20 protein-coding genes are annotated in these 21766 nt (G+C 64.9%); 4 read left to right on the plus strand and 16 right to left on the minus strand.

Translation table 11 applies throughout. The annotated features are described in order from the left end of the window. Positions 1-115: 115 nt before the first annotated feature. Complete coding sequence (locus GA615_RS16500; RefSeq protein ID WP_152052415.1) at positions 116-1687, plus strand: mechanosensitive ion channel family protein; 1572 nt, start codon at positions 116-118, stop codon at positions 1685-1687. A gap of 26 nt (positions 1688-1713) precedes the next feature. After that, on the plus strand, positions 1714-2217 hold the full coding sequence (locus GA615_RS16505) for a DUF2780 domain-containing protein (RefSeq protein WP_261343945.1): 504 nt from the start codon (positions 1714-1716) through the stop codon (positions 2215-2217). Between the two features lie 206 nt (positions 2218-2423). Here the strand turns inward: GA615_RS16505 and GA615_RS16510 are convergent, their stop codons facing one another. The 14 genes from GA615_RS16510 to GA615_RS16575 form a co-directional block, all read right to left on the minus strand. Beyond that, the gene (locus GA615_RS16510) at positions 2424-3752 is read right to left on the minus strand and encodes a dihydrolipoamide acetyltransferase family protein (RefSeq protein ID WP_152052417.1); all 1329 of its coding nucleotides are present in this window, start codon (positions 3750-3752) and stop codon (positions 2424-2426) included. 212 nt (positions 3753-3964) lie between these two features. Further along, a complete protein-coding gene (locus tag GA615_RS16515; RefSeq protein ID WP_152052418.1) occupies positions 3965-4945 on the minus strand; it encodes a pyruvate dehydrogenase complex E1 component subunit beta in 981 nt (326 codons plus the stop codon). An 8-nt stretch (positions 4946-4953) separates the two neighbouring features. Next, a complete protein-coding gene (pdhA, locus tag GA615_RS16520; RefSeq protein WP_152052419.1) occupies positions 4954-5967 on the minus strand; it encodes a pyruvate dehydrogenase (acetyl-transferring) E1 component subunit alpha in 1014 nt (337 codons plus the stop codon). Between the two features lie 634 nt (positions 5968-6601). Continuing rightward, positions 6602-9427, minus strand: coding sequence for an aconitate hydratase (gene acnA / locus GA615_RS16525; protein WP_152052420.1), 2826 nt, complete (start codon positions 9425-9427; stop codon positions 6602-6604). A 724-nt stretch (positions 9428-10151) separates the two neighbouring features. Next, on the minus strand, positions 10152-10850 hold the full coding sequence (locus GA615_RS16530) for a hypothetical protein (protein ID WP_152052421.1): 699 nt from the start codon (positions 10848-10850) through the stop codon (positions 10152-10154). 80 nt (positions 10851-10930) lie between these two features. Beyond that, complete coding sequence (locus GA615_RS16535) at positions 10931-11833, minus strand: nucleotidyltransferase domain-containing protein (protein ID WP_152052493.1); 903 nt, start codon at positions 11831-11833, stop codon at positions 10931-10933. A gap of 191 nt (positions 11834-12024) precedes the next feature. Then, positions 12025-12246 (minus strand): hypothetical protein, encoded by a 222-nt coding sequence (locus GA615_RS16540; protein ID WP_152052422.1) that lies wholly within the window; start codon positions 12244-12246, stop codon positions 12025-12027. Between the two features lie 152 nt (positions 12247-12398). Beyond that, a complete protein-coding gene (locus GA615_RS16545; protein WP_152052423.1) occupies positions 12399-13037 on the minus strand; it encodes a pyridoxamine 5'-phosphate oxidase family protein in 639 nt (212 codons plus the stop codon). A gap of 295 nt (positions 13038-13332) precedes the next feature. Next, positions 13333-13665 (minus strand): hypothetical protein, encoded by a 333-nt coding sequence (locus tag GA615_RS16550; protein WP_152052424.1) that lies wholly within the window; start codon positions 13663-13665, stop codon positions 13333-13335. Positions 13666-13768: 103 nt separating this feature from the next. Then, positions 13769-15283 (minus strand): ammonia-forming cytochrome c nitrite reductase subunit c552, encoded by a 1515-nt coding sequence (locus tag GA615_RS16555; RefSeq protein WP_152052425.1) that lies wholly within the window; start codon positions 15281-15283, stop codon positions 13769-13771. Positions 15284-15382: 99 nt separating this feature from the next. Further along, entirely contained in the window at positions 15383-15853 is a 471-nt protein-coding gene (nrfH, locus tag GA615_RS16560) for a cytochrome c nitrite reductase small subunit (protein WP_152052426.1), read from the minus strand. 221 nt (positions 15854-16074) lie between these two features. After that, positions 16075-16509: a hypothetical protein gene (locus GA615_RS16565; RefSeq protein WP_152052427.1), complete on the minus strand. Its 435-nt coding sequence runs from the start codon at positions 16507-16509 to the stop codon at positions 16075-16077. Positions 16510-16726: 217 nt separating this feature from the next. Next, on the minus strand, positions 16727-17023 hold the full coding sequence (locus tag GA615_RS16570) for a hypothetical protein (protein ID WP_152052428.1): 297 nt from the start codon (positions 17021-17023) through the stop codon (positions 16727-16729). A gap of 211 nt (positions 17024-17234) precedes the next feature. Beyond that, positions 17235-17609: a hypothetical protein gene (locus GA615_RS16575; RefSeq protein ID WP_152052429.1), complete on the minus strand. Its 375-nt coding sequence runs from the start codon at positions 17607-17609 to the stop codon at positions 17235-17237. 359 nt (positions 17610-17968) lie between these two features. Here GA615_RS16575 and GA615_RS16580 point away from each other — a divergent pair, with 359 nt between their 5' ends. Continuing rightward, entirely contained in the window at positions 17969-19096 is a 1128-nt protein-coding gene (locus GA615_RS16580) for a hypothetical protein (RefSeq protein ID WP_152052430.1), read from the plus strand. Positions 19097-19295: 199 nt separating this feature from the next. Further along, positions 19296-20717 (plus strand): aminopeptidase P family protein, encoded by a 1422-nt coding sequence (locus tag GA615_RS16585; protein ID WP_152052431.1) that lies wholly within the window; start codon positions 19296-19298, stop codon positions 20715-20717. Here GA615_RS16585 and GA615_RS16590 read toward each other — a convergent pair. After that, positions 20702-21142 (minus strand): hypothetical protein, encoded by a 441-nt coding sequence (locus tag GA615_RS16590; protein WP_152052432.1) that lies wholly within the window; start codon positions 21140-21142, stop codon positions 20702-20704. The genes GA615_RS16585 and GA615_RS16590 overlap by 16 nt on opposite strands. Before the next feature lie 171 nt (positions 21143-21313). Continuing rightward, positions 21314-21646, minus strand: coding sequence for an FKBP-type peptidyl-prolyl cis-trans isomerase (locus tag GA615_RS16595; RefSeq protein ID WP_152052433.1), 333 nt, complete (start codon positions 21644-21646; stop codon positions 21314-21316). Between the last annotated feature and the right edge of the window lie 120 nt (positions 21647-21766).

Raw genomic sequence — 21766 nt, forward strand, 5'->3', positions numbered from 1 at the left:
ATCATCTGGGCGCGTCTCGTTGTGTCGGAACGCCTGAGAGGAATGGGCCTGCCCCCATTCCTGGCAGGACGTCCTACCCAGATCGACCCCAAGGAGAACCTAAAGGAGTCGCTCGGTGAAATTGCACCCTCTCGGAGCGAGCATCGTCTTTCTGAGCCTGGCCGCCTGGCTGGCGATCATGCCCCGGCCGGCCCTGGCCCAGGACGAAGAAGCACCCGCCCCGGAGGCCCCCGCTGAGGAGGCCCCCGAGCCGCAAACCACCGCAGACCCGGAAATCCCCGTCGACCAGCTCGAGCTCTTGCTCCAGCCGCTGACCAAGGACGAACTTGTCGTCGAGGCCGACGCCTGGCGCGACCTGCTCAAGCAAAAAGTCTCGCAAATCAGCTCCGCCGAGATCGCCGTCAAGCGGCAGAACGAGCAGGTGGAGGAGTCCGATGCACAAACAGAAACAGCCAAGGCCAAAACCGAGGCGGTCCAGAAAGACCTCGCCGCGGTGAAGCAGAAAACCGACGAGGTCGCCCAGGACGCAGCCGAGGCTGGCCCCGACGAAGCCGAGGAGGTCTCCTCCGAGGCCAGCGCCGTCGCCGCTGAGGCCGATGCCGTGAAAACCGAGGCCGACTCCGTCCAGGCCGAAGCCGAACAGAACGCCGAGGCGGCCCAGCAACAGAAGGAGGAGCTCCTCGAAGACCTGCCGACCCTGCGCGAACAGAAGACCGCGCTGATCGACCGGGTCAACGCCGTCCTCGACGCGCTGGAGACCAAGGGCGGTGACGTCGAGGAGTACCGGACCTACGTCACGGCCGTCAGCGGCATCAACATCGACACCTCCGACGCCTCGGCCACCTGGACGGCCATCACCGGCTGGCTGACCTCCGAGCAGGGTGGTCTGCGGTGGGTCTACAACATTCTGAAGTTCCTCGGCATCCTCCTGGCCGCCTACTTCATCTCGAAGATCCTCTACCTCGTGACCTACCGGGCGACCGGGGCCTGGCCGCAGGCCTCGAACCTGCTCCGCGACTTCCTCAGCCGGTTCGTTCAGCAAGCGGTCCTGTTTCTCGGACTGATCGCCGGCCTGGCCGCCCTTGAAGTCAACATCGGGCCGATGCTGGCCGCCATCGGCGCGGCCGGGCTGGTCGTCGGCCTCGCGCTGCAGGACACGCTGAGCAACTTCGCCAGCGGCCTGCTGATGCTCGCCTATCGCCCGTTCGACGTCGGCGAGGTCATCGAGGCCGCCGGGGTGATGGGCAAGGTTGAGTCGATGAACATGGTCTCAACCCACATCAAGACGTTCGACAATCGCCACATGGTCGTGCCGAACAGTCAGATCTGGGGCGGCATCATCACCAACGCCAGCACCAGCCACATCCGCCGCGTCGACCTGACCTTCTCGGTCGGCTACGACGACGATCTCGCCAAGGCGCAGGAGATTCTCGAACGCCTGGTGCGCGAGCACCCGAAGGTCCTCGACGACCCCGAGCCGATGGTCAAGCTCAACGAGCTGGGCGAGTCCTCCATCGACTTCATCTGCTGGCCCTGGTGCCAGTCCGCCGACTACGGCGAGGTCAAGTGGGGCCTACTCCGCGCGGTCAAGGACGAGTTTGACCGCAACGGGATCAGCATCCCCTTCCCGCAGCGCGACATCCACGTCTACCAAACGTCGCCGGCCGCCGAGGCCTCCGTCTCCTGAGCAAACCTTGCGGCCGGGCCGGCCCGTTGCGGTTCGGCCGCAGTTCCTGTCCCCCTTTCTTCCTAAAGACCTCCGCCCGGTCTTTCACCCCGAGGTGCTCGCCTCCCATGAGTGATCTGATCTCCAAGCTCCAGTCGCAGACCGGCCTCGATGGCGACCTCGTCGAGCGAGGCGTCGGCGCGATCCTGAACTTCATGAAAGAGCATCTGCCCGACGACCTTTTCGCGAAGGTCGAGCGCGAGGTGCCCCAGGCGGCCGATGCCGTCTCGTCGTTCCTCAACGGCCAACAGGCATCCGGAATGCTGGAAAAGGTCGGCGACCTCGTCGGCGGCCTGCTCGGCGGCAAGGCCGGTGGATTGCCGGACCTCCTCCAGATGCTCTCCAAGACCGGCCTGTCGCTCGACCAGGCCAAAACCTTCTTGCCCAAGGTGATCGAAATGCTCAAGGACGTTCTGCCCGGCGACGTCCTCGATCAGATCATGGAGCGCCTGCCCGCCCTCGGCGACGTCCTCAAACAGGCCGACGCCTGAGCTGAGCCACACCTCCTGGTGCTTCCAGAGCCGCGACTCCGCGGCTGCCCCGACGGACAACGTGAGGTTCCAGCCAATCCGGGGGCGGGTCAGATCGAGACGACCCTAGCTGCTCGGCCGGCGAATCACATCGGTGTTCGCTCGAAGTCTGAGGATCAGCCTCCGGCGGTCTGAATAGCGCGCCGGAGGCCCCTTGAAGGGATCGCTCAGAGCAGCATTGCGGCCGGTTCTTCGAGGAACGCCTTGAGCGTTCGCATGAACTCGGCGGCGGTCGCGCCATCGACGGCGCGGTGGTCGGCGGTGAGGGTGACGGTCATCACCTGGCCGACGACCAGCTGGCCGTTCTCGACCACCGGCCGGGCCTCGGTCGTGCCGACGGCGAGGATGCCGACCTCGGGCATGTTCAGAATGGCGTCGAACTGCTTGACGCCGTACATGCCAAGATTCGAAATCGTGAACGTCCCGCCCATCATCTGTTTCGGGTTGAGCGTGTTGGTGCGGGCGGCCTCGGCCAGGGCGAGCGTCCCCTGGCGGATCTCAACCAGCCCGAGCTGATCGGCATTCGGCAGGACCGGCACAATCAAACCGCCGTCGAGGGCCACGGCGATGCCGATGTTCACATCGCCATGCAAGACCATCGCGTCCTCTTCGTACGAGGCGTTCAGGTCCGGGTGCTTTCGCAAGGCCATCGCAACGGCCTTGGTCACGAAGTCGCCGACCGAGAGCTTGATCTTCTGCTTCGAGAGCTGGGCGTTGAGCTGCTCGCGGAGGGCGACGATCCGGTCCATGCGGATGTCGCTCGTGACGTGGATTTCCGGGGCCGTTTGCTTGGCCTGGAGCATCCGGGCAGCGATCGTCTTGCGCATCCGGGTGTGCGGCACGCGCTGGGTTTCTCGAACCGGGCCACGGGCAACCGGCATGGCCGGGGCGGGGGCAGCGGCAGCGGCCTCTTTCCCCTTGCTCGGGGCGGCGCCGCGGTGCTGGAGGAATTCCTCCACGTCTCGGCGAACGATCCGGCCGTTGGGCCCCGAGCCCTCCACCTGGCCGAGGTCGATTCCCTCGGACGCGGCGATCTTGCGGGCGAGCGGGCTGGAGCGGACCCGTCCGCCGGGTTCTCGCGGTTCGGCCTCGGCGTGCTGGCCGTTCGAGTCGGTCGAGTGGCCGTAATCCGGAGCGGACGACGCCCCTTGTGCTCCGGCTCCGGCTCCGGCTCCGGCCGGAACGGCTTCCTTCTTCGCCTCAGCCTTCGAGGCCGAGCCGCCCTTGAGCTTCTCGGCCACCTGCGCCGGGTCTTCCCCCTTGCTCGCCATCACCAGCACGCGCTGGCCGAGGGCAACGTCATCCCCCTCCTGCACGTCGAGCAGGGCGACCGTCCCCTCGTCGAACGCCTCCATCGGCATGACGGCCTTGTCGGTCTGGATCTCGGCCAGGACGTCCCCTTCCTTGACCGCGTCGCCGACCTTCACGTTCCACTTCACCAGTTGCCCGCTCTCCATCGTCGGGCTGAGTTTGGCCATCGTCACTTCAATGGGCATGGAAGGAAGCTCCGGGGAGGCGGTCGGCGAGACGTGCCAGGAAGGATATCGGGCGTTGAACCAAAGGGAGCAGACCCCCGACGGTCGGCAATTGCTCGACCGACGGGGGCCGGGTCATGAAGGCGGTCGAGGTGATCGAGACGAACCCGACCACCCCGTAAAGACGCTCTGCGGCGGACGACAACGCCGGGCCTGCACCCGGCTCGTCCTCCTCAGCGGTAGAGAACCTGATTCACCGCCTCAACCACCCGCTCGACGCTGGGCAGCATGTCCAGCTCCAGGCGACGGTTATACGGCAACGGGGCGTCCTTGGCGGTCACGCGCTGGATCGGGGCGTCCAGTTCATCGAAGGCGGCGCGGTAGATGCGGTCGGCCACGCCGGCACCGATACCGCAGTACGGCCAGTTTTCCTCGACAATGATGGCGCGATGCGTCTTCGTCACCGAGTTCAGGATGGCGTCGAGGTCGAGCGGCCGGATGGTCCTCATGTCGAGCACCTCGGCGCTGATCCCCTCCTCCTCCAGCTTCTCGGCGGCCTTCAGGCTGGTGATGACCGATCGGGAGTAGGTGATGATCGTCACGTCCGAGCCTTCGCGCTTCACGTCGGCCTTGCCGATCGGCACGACGAAGTCGGGGTCCTCGGAGACCTCTCCCTTGTCGCCGAGCAGGTTCTCGTGCTCGATGAAGATGACCGGGTCGTCGTCTCGAATGGCGGCCTTGAGCATCCCCTTGGCGTCGCTCGGGGTGCTGGGCATCATCACCTTCAGGCCCGGGAAGTGGGCGTAGAGCGCTTCTGGCCGGTGCGAGTGGGTCGCCCCCAGGTTGCCGGCGATCCCCGAGTTGCCTCGGAAAACGATCGGCACGCTGAACTGGCCGCCCGACATGTAGCGCATGTTCGCGGCGTTGTTGACCAGCTGGTCGAACGCGACGTAGCTGAAGCTGAAGGTCATGAACTCGACGATCGGCCGCAGGCCGACCATCGCCGCGCCGATGCCGATGCCGGCGAAGCCGTTCTCGGAGATCGGCGTGTCGATGATCCGGCGATCGCCGAAGCGGTCGAGCATCCCCTGGCTGACCTTGTACGCGCCGTTGTATTCGGCGACCTCTTCACCCATGAGGAAGACGCGGTCGTCCCGCTCCATCTCCTCGGTCATGGCCAGATTCAGGGCCTCTCGGTACTGCATGACGGCCATGGACGCGGTCACTCCTGAGGGATGTAGGGGGAGACGGTAATGTCGGTATAGACCTCGTCAAGCTCCGGCTCGGGGGCTTCCTCGGCGAAGCGGATGGCCTCGTCGATCTGCTCCTTGACCTCGGCCTGCATCAGTTCCAGGGATTCATCGTCGACCCAGCCGCGTTCGCGGAGGACGACCTCGTAGAGCGAGATCGGGTCCCGTTCGCGGGCCTTTTCCAGCTCTTCCTTGGTCCGGTACTTCATCGGGTCCGACATCGAGTGACCGCGGTAGCGATAGGTCTTGGCCTCGATGAAGGTCGGCCCCTCGCCGGCCCGGGCGCGGTTGGCGGCTTCGAGCGTCACCTCGGCCATCGCCTCGACGTCGTTGGCATCCACCGCAATGCTGGCCGAGAAGCCATACGGCGGTCCGCCGCGCTGGGTCAGGTCGAGCACGGCCGAGTGCCGGTGCAGTTGCGTGCCCATCGACATCATGTTGTTTTCAACAACGTAGATGACCGGCAGCTTCCAGAGCCCGGCCATGTTGAAGGCCTCGTGCAAGGCCCCCTGGTCCATCGCGCCGTCGCCGAAGAAGCAGAGCGTCACCTTGTCGTCGCCGCGGTACTTGCTGGCGAAGGCGAACCCGGCGGCCAGCGGAATGTGGCTGCCGACGATCGCGTGACCGCCCATGAAGTTCCGGTCGACCTGGAAGAAGTGCATCGAGCCGCCCTTGCCCTTCGAGCAACCGGCGGCCTTGCCCAGCATCTCGGCCATGCCGGCCTTCGGGTCCATCCCCCGGGCGATGGCGTGCCCGTGGTCTCGGTAGGCGGTGATGACGTAATCGTCGTCACGCAAAACACCGATCGAACCCACGGCGCAGGCTTCCTGTCCGCTATACAGGTGACAAAAGCCGCCGATCTTTTGCCGCTGATAGAGCATTGCGGAACGCTCTTCGAACCGGCGGATCACCAGCATTTGGCGGAGCCAGTCGAGGGCCTGCTCCCGTTCGACAATGGGCTTGGCTTCAGTCTGCGCGTGGGCCATATCTTCCAGCTCCTGCTCGGTCGCGGGTCCGGAGTTCGGTCGGGGCGAGGCCGGGGGGGGCGGTGGGAATTCGTACCGTTGCGGCTCGGACTCAGAATCGGAATCGGAATCAATCGCGGCAGCGGGTCCGGGCGGGGAATCAGTCCGGTGGGGGACCATCCGGGCCAATCGCGGCCAGAGGTCCACCAGTCGCTGCCAGAGAGAAGGCATTCTAAACAAACCGGGGGCTTCCCTGCCAGTCGGGGCGCATCGGACGCGGGACAGTCGGTGCCGGTGAGCCGGGAGGAACGAACCAGAACCGTTTTCAGAACCACCGATCGGGCTGCCTTGCCCGTCCACGGTTCCGGCCGGGCCACCCAAGGCAGGCAGTTGCCACCCGAGGGGCCCGAGGTCGGATCAATACGATCCAGTCCTGCTCGAAATCACCAACCGATCCGCGATCGACATGACATCGACCGAGGGCCGACCACCAATGGCCCACCTCTCCCGTTGTCCCCTTCGGTTCGCGGGCCGTCCCGCGTCGAAACGCAAGAGACGACCAAACCGGTGGGACCATCCGGGCGGTGTGGCGCGGGCAAGTCGGCCCGTCGGGAGGGCAACGGGGCGTGTGTTTCGAATGACACGCCCCGCCGGATCAGCTCTGCCGCGCTTTCAAAAGCTGGCGGAGCACGAAGGAGAGGATCCCTCCGTGCTCATAGTACTTGATTTCCTGCGGCGTGTCGATCCGAACGGTCGCCGGGAATCGCAAGGTTGAGCCGTCGGCCTTCGTGGCCACCACCTGCACCTCGCGCCCCTCGGCGAATTTCGCGTCGAGCACCTTCCGCAACCCTTCAATCGCATAGGTTTCCTCGCCCGTCAAGCCGAGCGACTGCGCATTGTCTCCCGCGCCGAACTGCAAGGGGAGAATGCCCATCCCCACCAGGTTCGATCGGTGGATCCGCTCGAAGCTCTCGGCGATCACCGCCCGGACCCCCAGTAACCGCGGCCCCTTGGCCGCCCAGTCGCGCGACGATCCCGAGCCGTATTCCTTGCCCGCCAGGATCATGAGCGGCACCCCTCGACGCCGGTATTCTTCCGAGGCGTCGAAGATCGTCGTCACCTCTCCTTCGGGCAAGAGCCGGGTGAAGCCCCCTTCGGTCCCCGGGGCCAGTTGGTTCCGCAGCCGGACGTTGGCAAACGTGCCGCGGACCATCACCTCATGATTCCCTCGCCGAGAGCCGTACGAGTTGAAGTCCTTCGCCTCGACCCCGTGCTCCCTCAGATACGAGCCCGCCGGGCTCTGCGCCTTGATCGCCCCGGCCGGAGAAATATGGTCGGTCGTGATGCTGTCTCCCAGCACCGCCAGCACCCGAGCCCCGCTGATCTCCTGCACCGGGTCGGGCTCGACCCCCATCCCCTGGAAGTAGGGCGGGTTCTTCACGTAGGTCGAGGCGTCGTCCCAGGCGTAAAGATCCCCCTCGGGGGTCGGCAAGCTCTTCCAGCGCTCGTCCCCTTCGAAGACGTCGGCATACTTGCGCTGATACATCTCGGCCCGGACCGACTTGAGGATCGTGTCCTGCACTTCCTTCTGGGTCGGCCAGATGTCTTTCAGATACACGGCTTTGCCGTTCGTGTCGGTCCCGATCGGCTCGCTCGTCAGGTCAATGTCGATCGTCCCGGCCAATGCGTACGCCACCACCAGGGGGGGCGACGCCAGGTAATTGGCCTTCACGTCCGAGTTGATCCGACCCTCGAAGTTCCGGTTCCCCGAGAGGACCGAGACGGCCACCAGGTCATCCTCCTGGATCGCCTGGGTGATCTCCTTCGACAGCGGCCCCGAGTTCCCAATGCAGGTCGTGCAGCCGTAGCCGACGGTGTTGAACCCCAATGCATCGAGTGACGCGGTCAAGCCGGCGTCGTCCAGGTAATCGGTCACCACCTTGGATCCAGGCGCGAGGCTCGCCTTGACCCACGGCTTCGGCTTCAGGCCGAGCTCGGCCGCCTTCTTCGCCACCAGACCTGCGCCGATCATCACCGATGGGTTCGACGTGTTCGTGCAGCTCGTGATCGCCGCGATCACCACCGAGCCGTGCGTCAGGTGGCCGTTGCCGTTGCTCAGCGGGTGCGTCTGAGCGGCCGGGGCCTGCGGGTCCTCGGTGCCGGGAGCGACACCGCCCCCCCCTTCGGTTTCGAGCCGATCCTCGCTCCTGGGATCGGTCGTGGCCGGGCCTCCCGCCTGTCGAGCTTTTTCGGCGGCGGCCAGCGCCGTCGGCGAGTCCTTGATCATCTGCGAGAGGACCTGAGCGAACCCCCCCTTCACCTCTCCCAGCGTCACCCGGTCTTGCGGACGCTTCGGCCCGGCCAGGCTCGGCACGACGGTCGAGAGGTCCAGCTCCAGCACGTCGGTGAAGTGCGGCTCCGGAGCCCCGGTCGTGCGGAACATTCCCTGTTCCTTGCTGTACGCCTCGACCAGGCGGATCAATTCGCTCGGCCGTCCCGAGAGTTCCAGATAGCGAAGCGTCTCGGCGTCGATCGGGAAGATGCCGCAGGTCGCGCCGTATTCGGGGGCCATGTTGGCGATCGTCGCCCGGTCGGCCAGCGGCAGGTGATCGAGCCCGTCGCCGAAGAACTCGACGAACTTGCCCACCACCCCCCGACGCCGGAGCATCTGCGTAACGGTCAACACCAGGTCGGTCGCCGTCGCCCCTTCCGGCAGCTTCCCGGCCAGCTTGAAGCCGATGACCTGCGGCACGAGCATCGACACCGGCTGCCCCAGCATTGCCGCCTCAGCCTCGATCCCGCCGACCCCCCAGCCCAGCACCCCCAGGCCGTTGATCATCGTCGTGTGCGAGTCGGTTCCGACCAGCGTGTCGGGATAGGCGATCGTTGCGCCGTTCTCTTCCTTCGTGAAGACGACCCGCGCCAGGTATTCCAGATTCACCTGGTGGACGATCCCCGTCTCCGGCGGCACGACCTTGAAGTTCTCGAACGCCTTCTGACCCCAACGCAGAAACGCGTACCGCTCCGTATTCCGCTGATATTCGAGTTCCGTGTTGTGCAAGAGGGCTAGCTTCGTCCCGGCCTCGTCCACCTGCACCGAGTGGTCGATCACCAGCTCGGCCGGCTGCAACGGGTTGATCTGCTTCGGATCGCCGCCGAGCCGGCTCATCGCGTCTCGCATGGCGGCCAGGTCCACGACCGCCGGCACTCCCGTGAAGTCCTGCATCAACACCCGAGCCGGCCGAAAGGCGATCTCATCCTTCGGCTCGGCCTTCGGGTCCCACTTCGCCAGCGCCAGCACGTCGTCGGCCGAGACGGTCAGGTCGTCCTCGCACCGCAAGAGGTTTTCCAGCAAGATTTTCAACGAAAACGGCAATCGGGCCAGGTCCACCCCCTGCCCACTCAGGGCATCGAGGCGGTAGATCTGATACGGTCGGCCATCAACCTGAATGGTCGCTCGACTCTGAAAACTGTCGGCCATCGGAGGCAGCCCTCGGGCAAGATCGGTTCGTTCGGAGGTCGTCGATTCACGTCAGCCATCGCAGACAGAAAGCCCCATCATAACGATCCCGACGATTTCCTCCCAGATTGCAGCCCGTGGAACCTCGACCCGACCGGCTCCCCCTGCCCTGCCCTTCCCCTTGCCCTTGGCGACCGGCCGTGGCGACACGCTCCGACCCGCCGCCCCCTCCCCCGATCGTCGTCGCGGGTGGCCCCGGTTGCTCGTCAACCGGGGTCGCGGAGCGACGAGAGGCCACGGTGAGGCGCCCTAAGCCTCTTACGGCGACGCCGCCCCGGTTGGCGAGCAACCGGGGCCACCCGCGACTCCAGCTACAAAGAGTCCCCCACCACTATTCCAGAATCCTGACGCTGCCTTCGCGATTTTGTCGGCCAAGTCCGAATCTTTGGTAGCACCGGATTTGTACTCGTGCCGGTCGTCCTCAGCAGATGGGAGCAAAGACAAATCGGAATCTTTGAGAGCAAGAATCGCATCGGGTCTTTGCGGATCGAACACGGTCTAACCCCTCTTGCTTTGCCCACATCCGCGGGTAGCCTCGGTGGCTCGTCAACCGGGGTCGCGGAGCGACGAGAGGCCACGGCGAGGCGCCCCAACACTCTTGCAACTGCGCCACCCTAGTTGACGAGCCACCGAGGCTACCCGCGGATGTGGAATCGAATCTTGGCACCTTTTCCAACGCCCGAAGTCAAGCCACTTCCGGCGCGAGTGTCCGTTTGTCTCGCTCAGCTGCCGACACGAATACCTGTAAGGCCTCTGTGCTCTGCTCAATCAGCTCCTTGTCGCGAAGCCAGTCGTCGATCCCTTTCATACCATGAAACATGTTGTTTCGGACCCGGGATGCTACAAAAAGGCAAATGAATCTGTGGTTTTGCGCCGACAGGTCCTGTCTCGGAAGTTGTAGAAGCTTTCGCAGTTCCTCTAGCAGGTATTGGGGGGTGAATTCTTTGGGCGCAAGTGCGAACAAGCGCTGATCATCTTGATAACGAGCATGAAATAACGATCCAAGTCGCTGAAGCGACTGTTGCTCATCCAAGCTTGTATCGGGTAGCAAACCGTCGACAAGCAGCTTTCTTGCTTCGAAGTTGCCGCTAAAGCATTTCGACTCGAAAAGCGACCATGCGATCAAGAAATGCAAACCCGTTCGATCTTCCAGCAACTGCTTTGCTGCGTATTCTCGTTGACCTAGCAGACCAGCAAGCCATTGTTCGAAGTTAGCCATTATGGTGAAAAACTCCGTGTTCAAACACGCTTGTTCGTCTGTATCATCCCATTCGCTTCGCCAGTGTTCCGGGGTTATGCGGTCGGGCAAGCAAAAAACCGGACAAACCTGGATGAACGGAACGAGGCGAACATGCCCAGATCGCTCGACGAGGCTGAAACGCACGCCTGGCCTCCTAATTCCCGACCGGCTTCGCCAAAACCTGTCGGATTGCTTCACGAACTGCGCCACAGGTGAATGCCAGATCAGAGCAGGTCCCTCACCCGCTCCAGCTCGGCCTGGATGTTCCGCAGCGCCTCCACCGCCCGATCCGGGTTCACGACGCAGCCCTCCAGGCTGCCATAATGTTCCTCCAGGGCCGAGAGGAGCAAGGCCCGGAGCCTCGGCTCGTCGGGGACGGGCGGCAGGGGACTCTCGGCGTAGAGGCGCTCCAGGTGCGACTCCTTCTCGGCGAACCACTGTCGGAGCCGATCCTCGGACCACTCGCCCCGGCGAATCGCCTTGAGCTGGTCGTTGTTCCGCTGCAGGTCGATGTCCCCTTCGAGCAGGATCTGCTCGACCTCGCCGATCAGGCGCACCACGTGGTAGCCGAACTTCGTGTCGTAGCCGTGCTCGGCGACCAGCTCGGCCCGCTTCCCCTGCGGCTGCTTGATCGTCAGCTTGTGCAACTGGCTGTAGGCATACCCCTTGAACTTCGGCCAGGCCCCTTTGTGCAGAAACAGCCTCCGGTTCTCCCGCACAAGGTTCCCAACCCTCGTGCTGTGCAATACGCAGGTTGCAGGCGTGAACAAGCTATCAATGATGTTCGGGTTGTTCTCCATCGCCAGCTGGAAGAACTTGACGATGCCGAAGATCGACAGGTCATACATCCTCCCGTGCCCGGCCAGGGCATCCCGATCCTCGACGTGGTGCTCCTGAAACACCTCGAAGCGTTTGGCCGTCTTGCCGAAGCCGGGGATCTCCCCCCGGAGGTGCGGGAAGATGTCCTCCTTCGGCGGGATCGCCCAGCCGTACACGTCCATGTCGCTCGTGTCCGACGAGACGCCATAGGCGACCGACCCCATGATCGTCTCGTACATGACGTTGTTCGGCAGCCATCGTGGGGGCCGGATGAGCCCTCGATCCGCGAGTCGTTGCAGCGTGCTCATCATGGTCCCTCCCTCAAGCCGCCCGTCCGGTGCGCTTCCGACCCAATCACGCCCCACGCCTCCAGACCCCTGCGTCGCGGCCCGGGTTCGGGGCGTCGTCACGAGGTCCCGGCACCGATCCCGAGCGCAACCCATCGCGCATCGCGGCCGTTCCCGCCGACGAGAGGCCAGTCGCCACCGACTCCCCCTCCTCAAGCCCCGAAGCGCCACCTCGCGATCAGCCGCAACGCCACCAGGCCCCCGAGCACCGGCCCCCAGAAGAAGGTCCCAAGCCATCGCGACACCGCCAACATCCCCTGACTCTCCACCGCATCCGGCCCGAGTCCATCGCGCAAGATCCAGCAGAACGGCCCGACCAGCAACACCCAGAACACGATCAGCCCGTCGATCCCCACCCCAATCACGTGCCGCATCCTGCCCCCTCCTCCTCCTCTCGCCCAGGAGTCCCAAAAGTCGGCCCGCCCAGGCGATCCCTGCCATCTGCCTCCCAGACAGGAGCGGCCATCCCGCATCGACCCCGACTCGACATCGCCGAAAGGATCCGCGGCAGTCTCGAAACGCCCCATCAATAAAGGTGATTTTTATAGGAAGTCTCAATCGCTTCACTCAGCGATCCCACCGTCTGTCCCTCGATCCCGGTCTGATCGACGAGGATTTCGGCAAGCGTCGGCAACGATGACGCGTGGTCGGTCGCGCTCGGCTCCCACAGCTTCGACCGGATGAGGGCCTTCGCGCACTGGAAAAAGCATTCCTCGACCTCGATGACGACCCCAACCAGGGGTGTCTTGCCCTCGACCGCCAGGGGCGCGAGCACCTCATCATCGCGGATCACACACGCCCGGCCGTTGACGCGAAGGGTCTCGCCCATCCCAGGAATCAGGAACAAGAGGGCCGCGCGACCGGTCTCGATGATGTTTCGCAGGCTGTCGGCGCGGCGGTTCCCGCGCCGCTCGGGGATCAGCAGGGTCCGGGAGTCCCGGACAGCCGCCAGGCTTCCGGGCGCATCGCCACGCGGGGAGACGTCGCACGACCCGTCCCGGCCGACGGTACCGATCAGAAGGAACGGCGATTCGGCAATGAACCGTCTCATGTGGCCATCGAGTTCCGCCAGTTGCTTCTTGATCACCAGCTCGCTCGGCGAGCCGATCACCTCCGCGAGTTCTTCGGCAGATGTCACGCGGTTCTTGAATTCGGCGATTCCCATCGGATTGACTTCCCGGACAATGATTTTGGAATGAGCGAAACGGTCCGAACCGAACTCCACGCTGCGCGTCACCCGCCGAGGATACGGACAGGCAGGATCGTCTGCCAGCTTCCCCGAGCGATCTCGTCGAAATCCACCCGACGGCTGACGAGCAACACCCGGAACACGATCAACCCGTCGATCCCCCTCAATCACCTACCGTATTCCGCCCCCTCCTCCTCCTTGCCCCCAGGAGTCCTTTGAGAATCGGCCTGCCCAGGCGATCCCAGCCGATCTGTCTTGCCGTCGGGTGCGCTCAGGCCGGGCTTCGCGCCTCCTCCTGCAAGGCTCGGACGACCCGCCCCAGCACCTCCCGCGTCCCAGGGCTGCCAAACGCCGGGTCCTCCCCCTCCCGCCGGAGCAGTTCCTCCATCAACCCGACCAGCCCTTCCGGCACCGGCGCCCCCGCCGGTATCGCATCCGCCTCGGGCAACGCATCCAGGAACGGCACCAGCCCCGCATCGCCGCCATTGAACACCCGATCCATCAGCGATTCGGTCACATCTTCACAGATTTCGCCCAGGGTCAGCCGAGCATAATCGAGCGAACCGTCGGGCTTCAGCGGCGGATCGTCCCAGAGCCGGCTCATCACGCCCCCTTTTCCCGCACGGGTCTCCTGACATCCCGATGGGGTGGCTCAGGTCATCCTGACCCCGGCGCCCTCCGAGCATGCCGTGCGATACGGACTCCCCTCAATCGGGCTGCCGCCCCTGCCGAACCGGGTGTTCATACGGCCCAGGAGGTGCCTCCTCGGTCGGCGTGACCCCCTCGACGGTCGGCTCGGGCAACGGTTGCCGATCGAGCGTCGGGGCGACCGTGCGGGCCGCGATTTCCCCCTGCCGGGCGTAGTCAATCGCCTCGGCCAGCACCCGAGCGGTTTCCTGAGGGGCGTGGAAGCCCATCGAGTTCTCGGAGAACACGAAGTCGATCCGGAACTGCGCCCGACGCTGCAACGCGATCGCCTCGGCCAGCTCCTCCTCCCCGGCCCCGGCTTCGCGGGCGGCGGCGATCGATTCAATCGTCGCCGTGAGCGCCTCGGCCGAGCGATCGAGCAGCGACCGGGTCCGATCCTGGATCGTGTGCACGCGGTCGAGCAGCTCGTCCTCGGGCACGTTGTGGCAGACCTGGCACGACCGCGACGCATTCAGCAAGGGGCTGCGCACATGATGATCGGAAACCTTCATCGCCCCCTCGCGCTTGTACGGCATGTGGCAGTCGGCGCACGAGACCCCTGCCTTCGCGTGCGTCCCCTGGCTCCACAGCTCGAACTCCGGATGCTGCGCCTTGAGCATCTTGCCGCCGGTCACCTCATGGGTCCAGTCCGCAAACCCAATCTCATCGTAGTACGATTCGATCTCCTCAATCTTCAATCCGTTCGACCACGGATAGGTGACCAGCTTCTCCTCGGGCGTGAAGTAATACTCGACATGGCACTGGGCGCAGGAGAAGGTGCGCATCTCCTGCCGCGTGGCATCGCGGTTCACATCGTAGTCATCAATCCCGCGTTCCTTCTTCATCAGGGCCGCAATCCCCTTGATAAAGGCCGGGCGGGTCACACGCAGCTCCATCGTGTTCGGCACGTGACAATCGACGCAGTTGGCCGGGTGGTTGATGAGCAGGTCCCCGTGCTCGTCGGTCACATTACGCGCCTCCTCGTAGGACATCGCGCAGAGCTTGCGGAACCCTTCCATCACGTCGCCGTCACCGAGGGCTCGGTAGGCCGGAATCACCGACGAATGGCAGTGCAGGCAGGCCCCCGGCTGCGGACGCTGCGTCACCCGCTCGGTCTGCTCCTGATCAAGCAGCATGTAGGCATGTCCTCTTGCCTCTCGGTAGTCGATCGAGAAGGCGTAGCCGGCCCACATCAGGCGGAGCCAGGGGTCCTGGTCAAGCTTCTGCTTCGGGATGGCGCTGGAACCGCCGTAACGGGTCCGGCCGTCTTCCAAGGTCCGCATGAACCCCTCGTACTGGCTCGGCCAGTTGGCCCCCCAAACGGCCGGGTCGGTCGTGTCCTCATCCACCGGGACGGTCACCACGTACGGGGTGCGCGCCTCGTTCTTGCGCTCGAAGATCGACACGGCCAGGGCCGCGGCAAGAAAGGTACCGATCGCCGCTCCGCCCGCGATGGCAACCAGCACCAGGTTGCGCCGGCGTCGGGCGGGGCGGGGCAAGTCGGGTCCCACGTTCGATTCGGGCTGCGAGGCCATGAGCCATCCTCCGCGTCTGGTTTGCGCTCGATCAGGTCGATGGGCGAGGCGAGCGTCGATCACAACCATCCTGGTCTGCCATCGCGTTCGGCGGCCCGGTCATCGCCGCCGCCAGGTGGCGTGCCCCACCTCGGCGTGGCAGTGGACGCACGACATCATGTCCCCCCCCGGCTCGGTCGGCAGCATCTCATGGACGGTGTCGCTGTGGCAGTCGATACAGTTATTCAGCAGATTCGTCAGGTTGCGCTGCTTGATCCGGATCGGCTCATGAAAATTCTGAAACGTGAAGGCCCACGAGTGAAAGAACCCGTTGTCCGCCTTGGCAATCAGGCCATGAATCTTGTCATGCGGCAGGTGGCAATCGGCGCACGAGGCCACATGCCCGTGGCTGCTCTTCACCCACGAGTCGAAGTGGTCGTCCATGATGTGACAGTTGATGCAGGTCTCCGAGCTCTTGCTGAAGTACGACCACCCTTCGCCGTAGGTCATCGTAAAGGCGCTCATGCCAACGAACATGCCGACAAACAGCGCCACCAGCACCCCCAGCGCCCCCAGGTTCGCCAGGATCATCCCCAACGCCCTTCTCGGGCTTACCGTGGGCCTGCGATCGTCCGTCACGGACTGCCCCCTTCCGACCCGAGTTCCGCTCGCACCCCGTCCCCTCGATCGAGGAGAATCCTCGGCCCGACATTACTGCGAATCCCAGACCAGATCGCAAGAGGAAGCCAAAAAACTTCGGCCCCGCCGGTAAGCCCTGATCCCAACCCCTCCCACTCCTCTGCTCCGGGGCCTCACGCTTCCCCCGGATAGGCCGTGATCAGATTCCCTTGAACATCGAGAAAGATCCGCAGGCGCGTGTACGACGGGCTCTCGCCGATCGGCTCGCGGAACTCGCGCACAATCTCAATCGCCGGTTTCCCCAGGTGGTCGCCGTGGACCTTCAACTTGGTCACCTTGATCTCGCTCGGCCCCGACGCCGCCCGCAAAAGCAACTGCCGAAGCGCCTCCTTGGTCCGATACTTCTTGTGAAACAGCAGGTGCGACGGCTTGTCGGGATTCTTCCTGAAGTGATCCGAGATATGCTCAAACGCTTTGTCCCAGTCACTCCCCTGCCGAATCAGCACTCCGCACACCCGCGAGCAGGCGTTCGCCTTCAGCCCCGCGGCGCGTCGCTCCCCGATCTCCGCGAGAATCTCCCGCTCGATTTGGGCCTGATCTTTCGGCATGACGACCCTCCCTTCCTCGCACTCGGACCATCCTATCAAAACAACCTCATGCCCTCGTCACCATCATCCCTCACACCCCCGATCCATTCAAGCTCAAGCGGTTTCCGATCAACCGGATCGCCCCACCCGAACCGCGGACAAACTCCAGGTCTTCGATGCCCCTGGCCCCAGTTCCCGCCGAGCCGAGCCTCATCCCCCGGCGTCAAAAACATTCCCCCTACTTCACATTCCATCCCCCCACCATCAGCACCACCACCACGTACATCACCGCTCCGATCACCATCGAAAGAAGGTTGAATCCCAGCTCCAACACCCCCAACACAATCACCATCTTCGATCCCAGACGATGCCACGAACGGGCTGCGACCACCGTCGCCAACACGATCAGAACCCTCCCCAACGGAATCCCGACCCGGAGCCACGGCCCCACCGGCAAGACGCTCGTCATCACAAGCCCCACACCCAACAACACGAACGCGAGCCCTGGAGATTCCACATTAAAGGTTCTCTTCACAAAACGACCTCCTCTATCACTCGTCATTAATTTCTCTCATTCCTGATTGAACGCCCGAGCGTTTCCCCCTTCGATCCCCGCAAGCCACCGTGCCCGAAGGGGTCGCCACCACCCTCTCCCCTCCCTCCGCCCCCGCTCGCTCGGGAGCCGGTGGCCGCTGGCCAGGGAAGGGGGCTCCGTTCCCCGACACTCCACGCAATCGGCAACCGTCCTAACCAATAATCGTCGGACTGTCGACCGAGTGCTCATCATAAACATCCTTGATTTCCTTCCGCAGCTTCGCCTCCCAGTCCGAGGGCAAATCCAGTTCCTTGACCACCTTCTCCACTTCATCAAGCACGTTGGAAATCGTCGGCACATGACAGGACCAACTGTTATAGAAATCAGCTTGTTTTTGCGAAGCCGCCCGTTTCTTGCATCGTTCAATCGCGTGGTTCACCACGTTCTTCCCGTTGACGAGACCGAGGGTCTGGTGAAGCTGCTGCTTCGTGTTCACAGGCACCCCAAGTGTTGCCAGATACTTCGATCGCGGATCGGAATGGAAACTGGACATGATGCTGCCCTCTGGGTCGATCCGGTCACTCACCCAAGAACCCACCACAGCCAAGCCTACAAAAGCATCAGCCGATCCGCCAGAACCAGATCCATCGATTTCTCAAAACATCTGGCCGAACCCCCGGGAGCCCTCGCAACGCTCGTGCGATCCGATTCCCCTTCGCCAAGATCTGCCACCACGCTCCGCTCCGCCGCCCCCACGTTTTGGTCCCGCTCCGGGAAAAAAGTGCTTAACACGGCCAATTCCCCCGATGATCTCATCATGGGGCCCTTGATCCGTGCGCTTCAGACTTCCCTTCGACTCGGCCCCGGATCGACCGTCAAGCCCGCCCGTTGTTGCAATCAGCGCGTCCACAACCCTTGAACATCTTCAACACGGCAATTCCTCCCATGAGCCACCCCACCCACGATCGCCACCCCGACCCGTCCGCCAACGCCCTCACCCACGGCCTGACCGCCAGGCGTCCCCTCTGCGACGAGGAACGCCAGCGCATGGAAGTGCTCGTCGCCTCCTGGACGAGCAAGGACATGCCCGAAACCCCTCCCGAGGAAGCCCTCATCGCCTCCGCCGCCATCGAATATGTTCGTTACCTCCGTTGCGTCGATGCCGAGGAAGCCCACCTCAAACCCGCCGCCCGCCTCGCCCTGCGCGACTGGCGTGAACGCAAGCAGCACGCCGTCCGACGCCGCGCCCAGGATCTCCCCAAAGATCCGGCCTCTGTCATCGCCGATCTTCATGAAACCGCCTTCGGCATCGACTGGATGCTCCGCCACTGGCGCATGCTTCAAACCCTCATCGCTTCCGGCCAGGGATGGACAAGTCCTGACTTGACGATGGCCATGCACCTGCTCGGCCAGGCTCCCCTGCGCCCCGCCCCCGACGACTCCTCCGACAGCGCCCACCTTTGGAGCGATGCCCGTCTCGCCTACTTCCCCACCGCCGGCACTCCCTCAGGCCCCGACGCCCGCTCCCGCCTGCTCGCCCTCGTCACCGCCACCATCACCCGGCTCGAAACCCTCCGCCCGCTCGTCTGGGACGACCTCGACCGCCCCGAGGCCGAGGCCATCGAGGTTGCCTCGCTCGTCGATACGACCAAGGACGGTCAACTCCGCCACCGTTACCGCCGCGACGCCTTCCGCGACTTCCACAAATCCCTCAACGCCCTGACCCGCCTCCGTTCCGAACGCTCGAAAAACGACGCCCGCGAGCAGAAGATGATGCAAACCTCCCACACGCATCACGCCGAGCGTCCCGCCTACGTCCCTCCCCCGCCCGATTCCCGAAACGAACCGCCTCCGGCCCCCGAATCCTCGCCCGAAGATCGCCGTAACCCTCAATTGGCCAGCGAGATCCGCAATCCCTCGCCCGATGCCTCCTCCTCCCCCGATCCGCGCACCCTGGGGCGCACCGACGGGCGCACCGAAACCGCTCGCCCCGCGTCCGAGGCCCCTTCGCCCCCCTCCGGCCGCCCGATCGACGCCCCCCGAGGCCCGAACGCTCCCCTCGATCGCTCCTGACCTCCCCTTCCCCCTCGATCGACCCGCGCCCAACCGCTCGCCTCCCGAGCCGGTCCCGATCGCCGCCCGTTCAGCCCTCCTCTGGCCGACCGGGTTCCGGAAGGCTACCATCGAACCGACCGGCCAGATCGGCCCTCCCCCCGCGTTCCGCCTCAGGCCCGAGGGGCCTTCGCGATCATCAAGACAGAGGAATTCGTCGATGACCTTCCTGCGTCCGTCGAACCGCCTGGGCCTTGCGGCCGTCCTGCTTCTGGCCTGGCTCGGGGCGGGCATCTCCCCGCCGGCCGCGATGGCTCGACAGGAACCGGCCGAGGGGGGCATCCCCACGGCTGAGTACGCCGAGCGTCGGCAACGGCTCATCGACACCCTCGGCGCCTCGGGGCCGGTCGTCGTCCAGGGGGCCGAGCCTCCGGTCGAAGACTACCTCCGCTTCCGCCAGCGGAACGACTTCCTCTACCTCACCGGCATCGACCAGCCGGGGGCCTTGCTCCTGATCGAGCCTCCCCCGCCCGACGTTCCCGACGCCGATCCTCGGGCCGTCGTCTTCCTGCCGCCTTATAGCCCGTTCGCCGAGCGCTGGAGCGGCCCCCAGATCGTCCCCGGCCCCGAGACCGCCGCCCGCTTTGGCCTCGACGACGCCCTGCCGCTGAGCGACTTCGACGCCCAGCTCACCGCCGCCCTCGGCCTCTCCCCCACCGAAGCCAACCCCGCTCCCGGCTCCGATGACGCCGATCCCCCCGTCCTGTTCACCCATCTGCCCCGAGGCCGCAACGCCGAGCACTCGGCCGAGGGACGCTTCCAGGCCCGCCTCGAACAGCTCGTGCCCGAGCTTCGCCTGCAAGACCTTGCCGGCGCGATGGCCACGCTCCGCTTCCTCAAGTCCGAGGCCGAGCAGGCCCTCATTCAAGAGGCGATCGACATGACCATCGAGGCCCACCGCGACGCCGCCCGCGTCATCCGGCCGGGGGCCTTCGAGTACGAGGCCCAGGGGGCGCTCGAGTACGCCTTCACCCGCAACGGAGCCCAGCGCCCGGCCTTCGCCTCGATCGTCGGCTCAGGGCCGAACAGCGTCATCCTCCACTACCACGCCAACCGGCGGCAGATGGCGGACGGCGACCTGGTCGTCATCGACATCGGGGCCGAGTTCAATGCCTACGCCGCCGACCTGACCCGCACCTATCCCGTCTCCGGCCGCTTCACCGACCGCCAGCGCGCCGTCTACCAGCTCGTCCTCGACGCCCAGCGCGCCGCCGAGGCCGCCTTCGAACCGGGCAAGACCACCCTGGCCGACCTCCAGCGCGCCGCCGCCGATTGCATGCGAAGCAGCCCGCTCCGAGACGCCGAGGGCGAGACGCTCGACCGCCACTTCGTTCACGGCATCGGGCACTGGCTGGGCATGGACGTCCACGACGTCGGCAGCACCCGCCAGCCGATCCCCGCCGGGGCCGTCTTCACGATCGAGCCTGGCATCTACCTTGCAGACGAACTGCTCGGCGTTCGGATCGAAGACGACTACCTGGCCACCGCCGATGGTCTGGTGAAGCTCAGCGCCGCCTTGCCCTCGGAACCGGACGAGATTGAAGCGATGATGGCCCCCACCCCCAATCACCCGGTGCCGTGATGGCGGATCAGCTCCACCACCTCCTCATCATCGGGGGGCCCGAGCGTGGGCAAGGCCGCCGACAGCACGGCCGCAATCCGGCCCTCGGGTCCGAAGATCGGTACGGCCACCGACCGCTCGGCCCCGAAGGCCCGCAGCCAGTAGCCCGAACCGACCTCGACCGGCAAGCGACCGGCCACCGAGATCGACGCGGCCTGTTCGACCACCGCGTTGACGATCCCCAGATCGGTCCGGTCGAGCGAGACCTCGCGCGAGGCATCCTGGAACCGACTCGCCACCTCGTCGGGCATGTCCGGCGCCGGGGCGAAGGCCACCAGCTCCAGCCGGTTGTCATGGTACGACCACAAACCGGTCGCTCTCGCGTCCAGAAACTTCCTGAGCGCCTCGACATGATCGCCGGTCGCTCGCCCGTTGTTCTCGGACATCGTTGCCTCGGCGACAGGGCGGGGCGGAGAGAGCACCGCCGCCTTGGGGTTGCTTGGGAGATGAATGAGGGCTGCAAGCCGTCTTGTTCGGCACCGCGGCGTCTGGAACTCGCCCTGGAGACGATGCCGAACCAAGGTGACCACGTCAAACCAATCTACCGAACCACTGACTTACTTGATGCCAAGCAGTTCGACCTCAAAGATCAAGGTGGCATTCGGAGGAATCACTCCCCCGGCCCCTCGGGCGCCGTATCCTTCCTCAGGAGGGATCGTCAGTTTCCGAAGCCCGCCGACCTGCATGCCGGCCACCCCGACGTCCCAGCCTCGAATCACCTGGCCGGCCCCGAGTGCAAAGGCAAACGGTTGACCACGATCTCGAGAACTATCAAATTTCGTGCCGTCTTCGAGCGTCCCCACATAATGCACCGACACGGTCTGACCCGCCTTGGCCTCCGGCCCGGTTCCCGGCGTCAGGTCTTCAATCTTCGTTGCGAAATCCGCCATCGCGGCCACCTGTCCCAAGCAGTAACAACATGCAATGTTCGGCCCGATCGACGGGAGATCCGGCCATCCTTGACCACGATCGTACGGCCACAACGCCTGTCCAGCAACCGGAATCCCCCC

The organism is Tautonia marina, from assembly GCF_009177065.1.
GTDB lineage: Bacteria > Planctomycetota > Planctomycetia > Isosphaerales > Isosphaeraceae > Tautonia > Tautonia marina.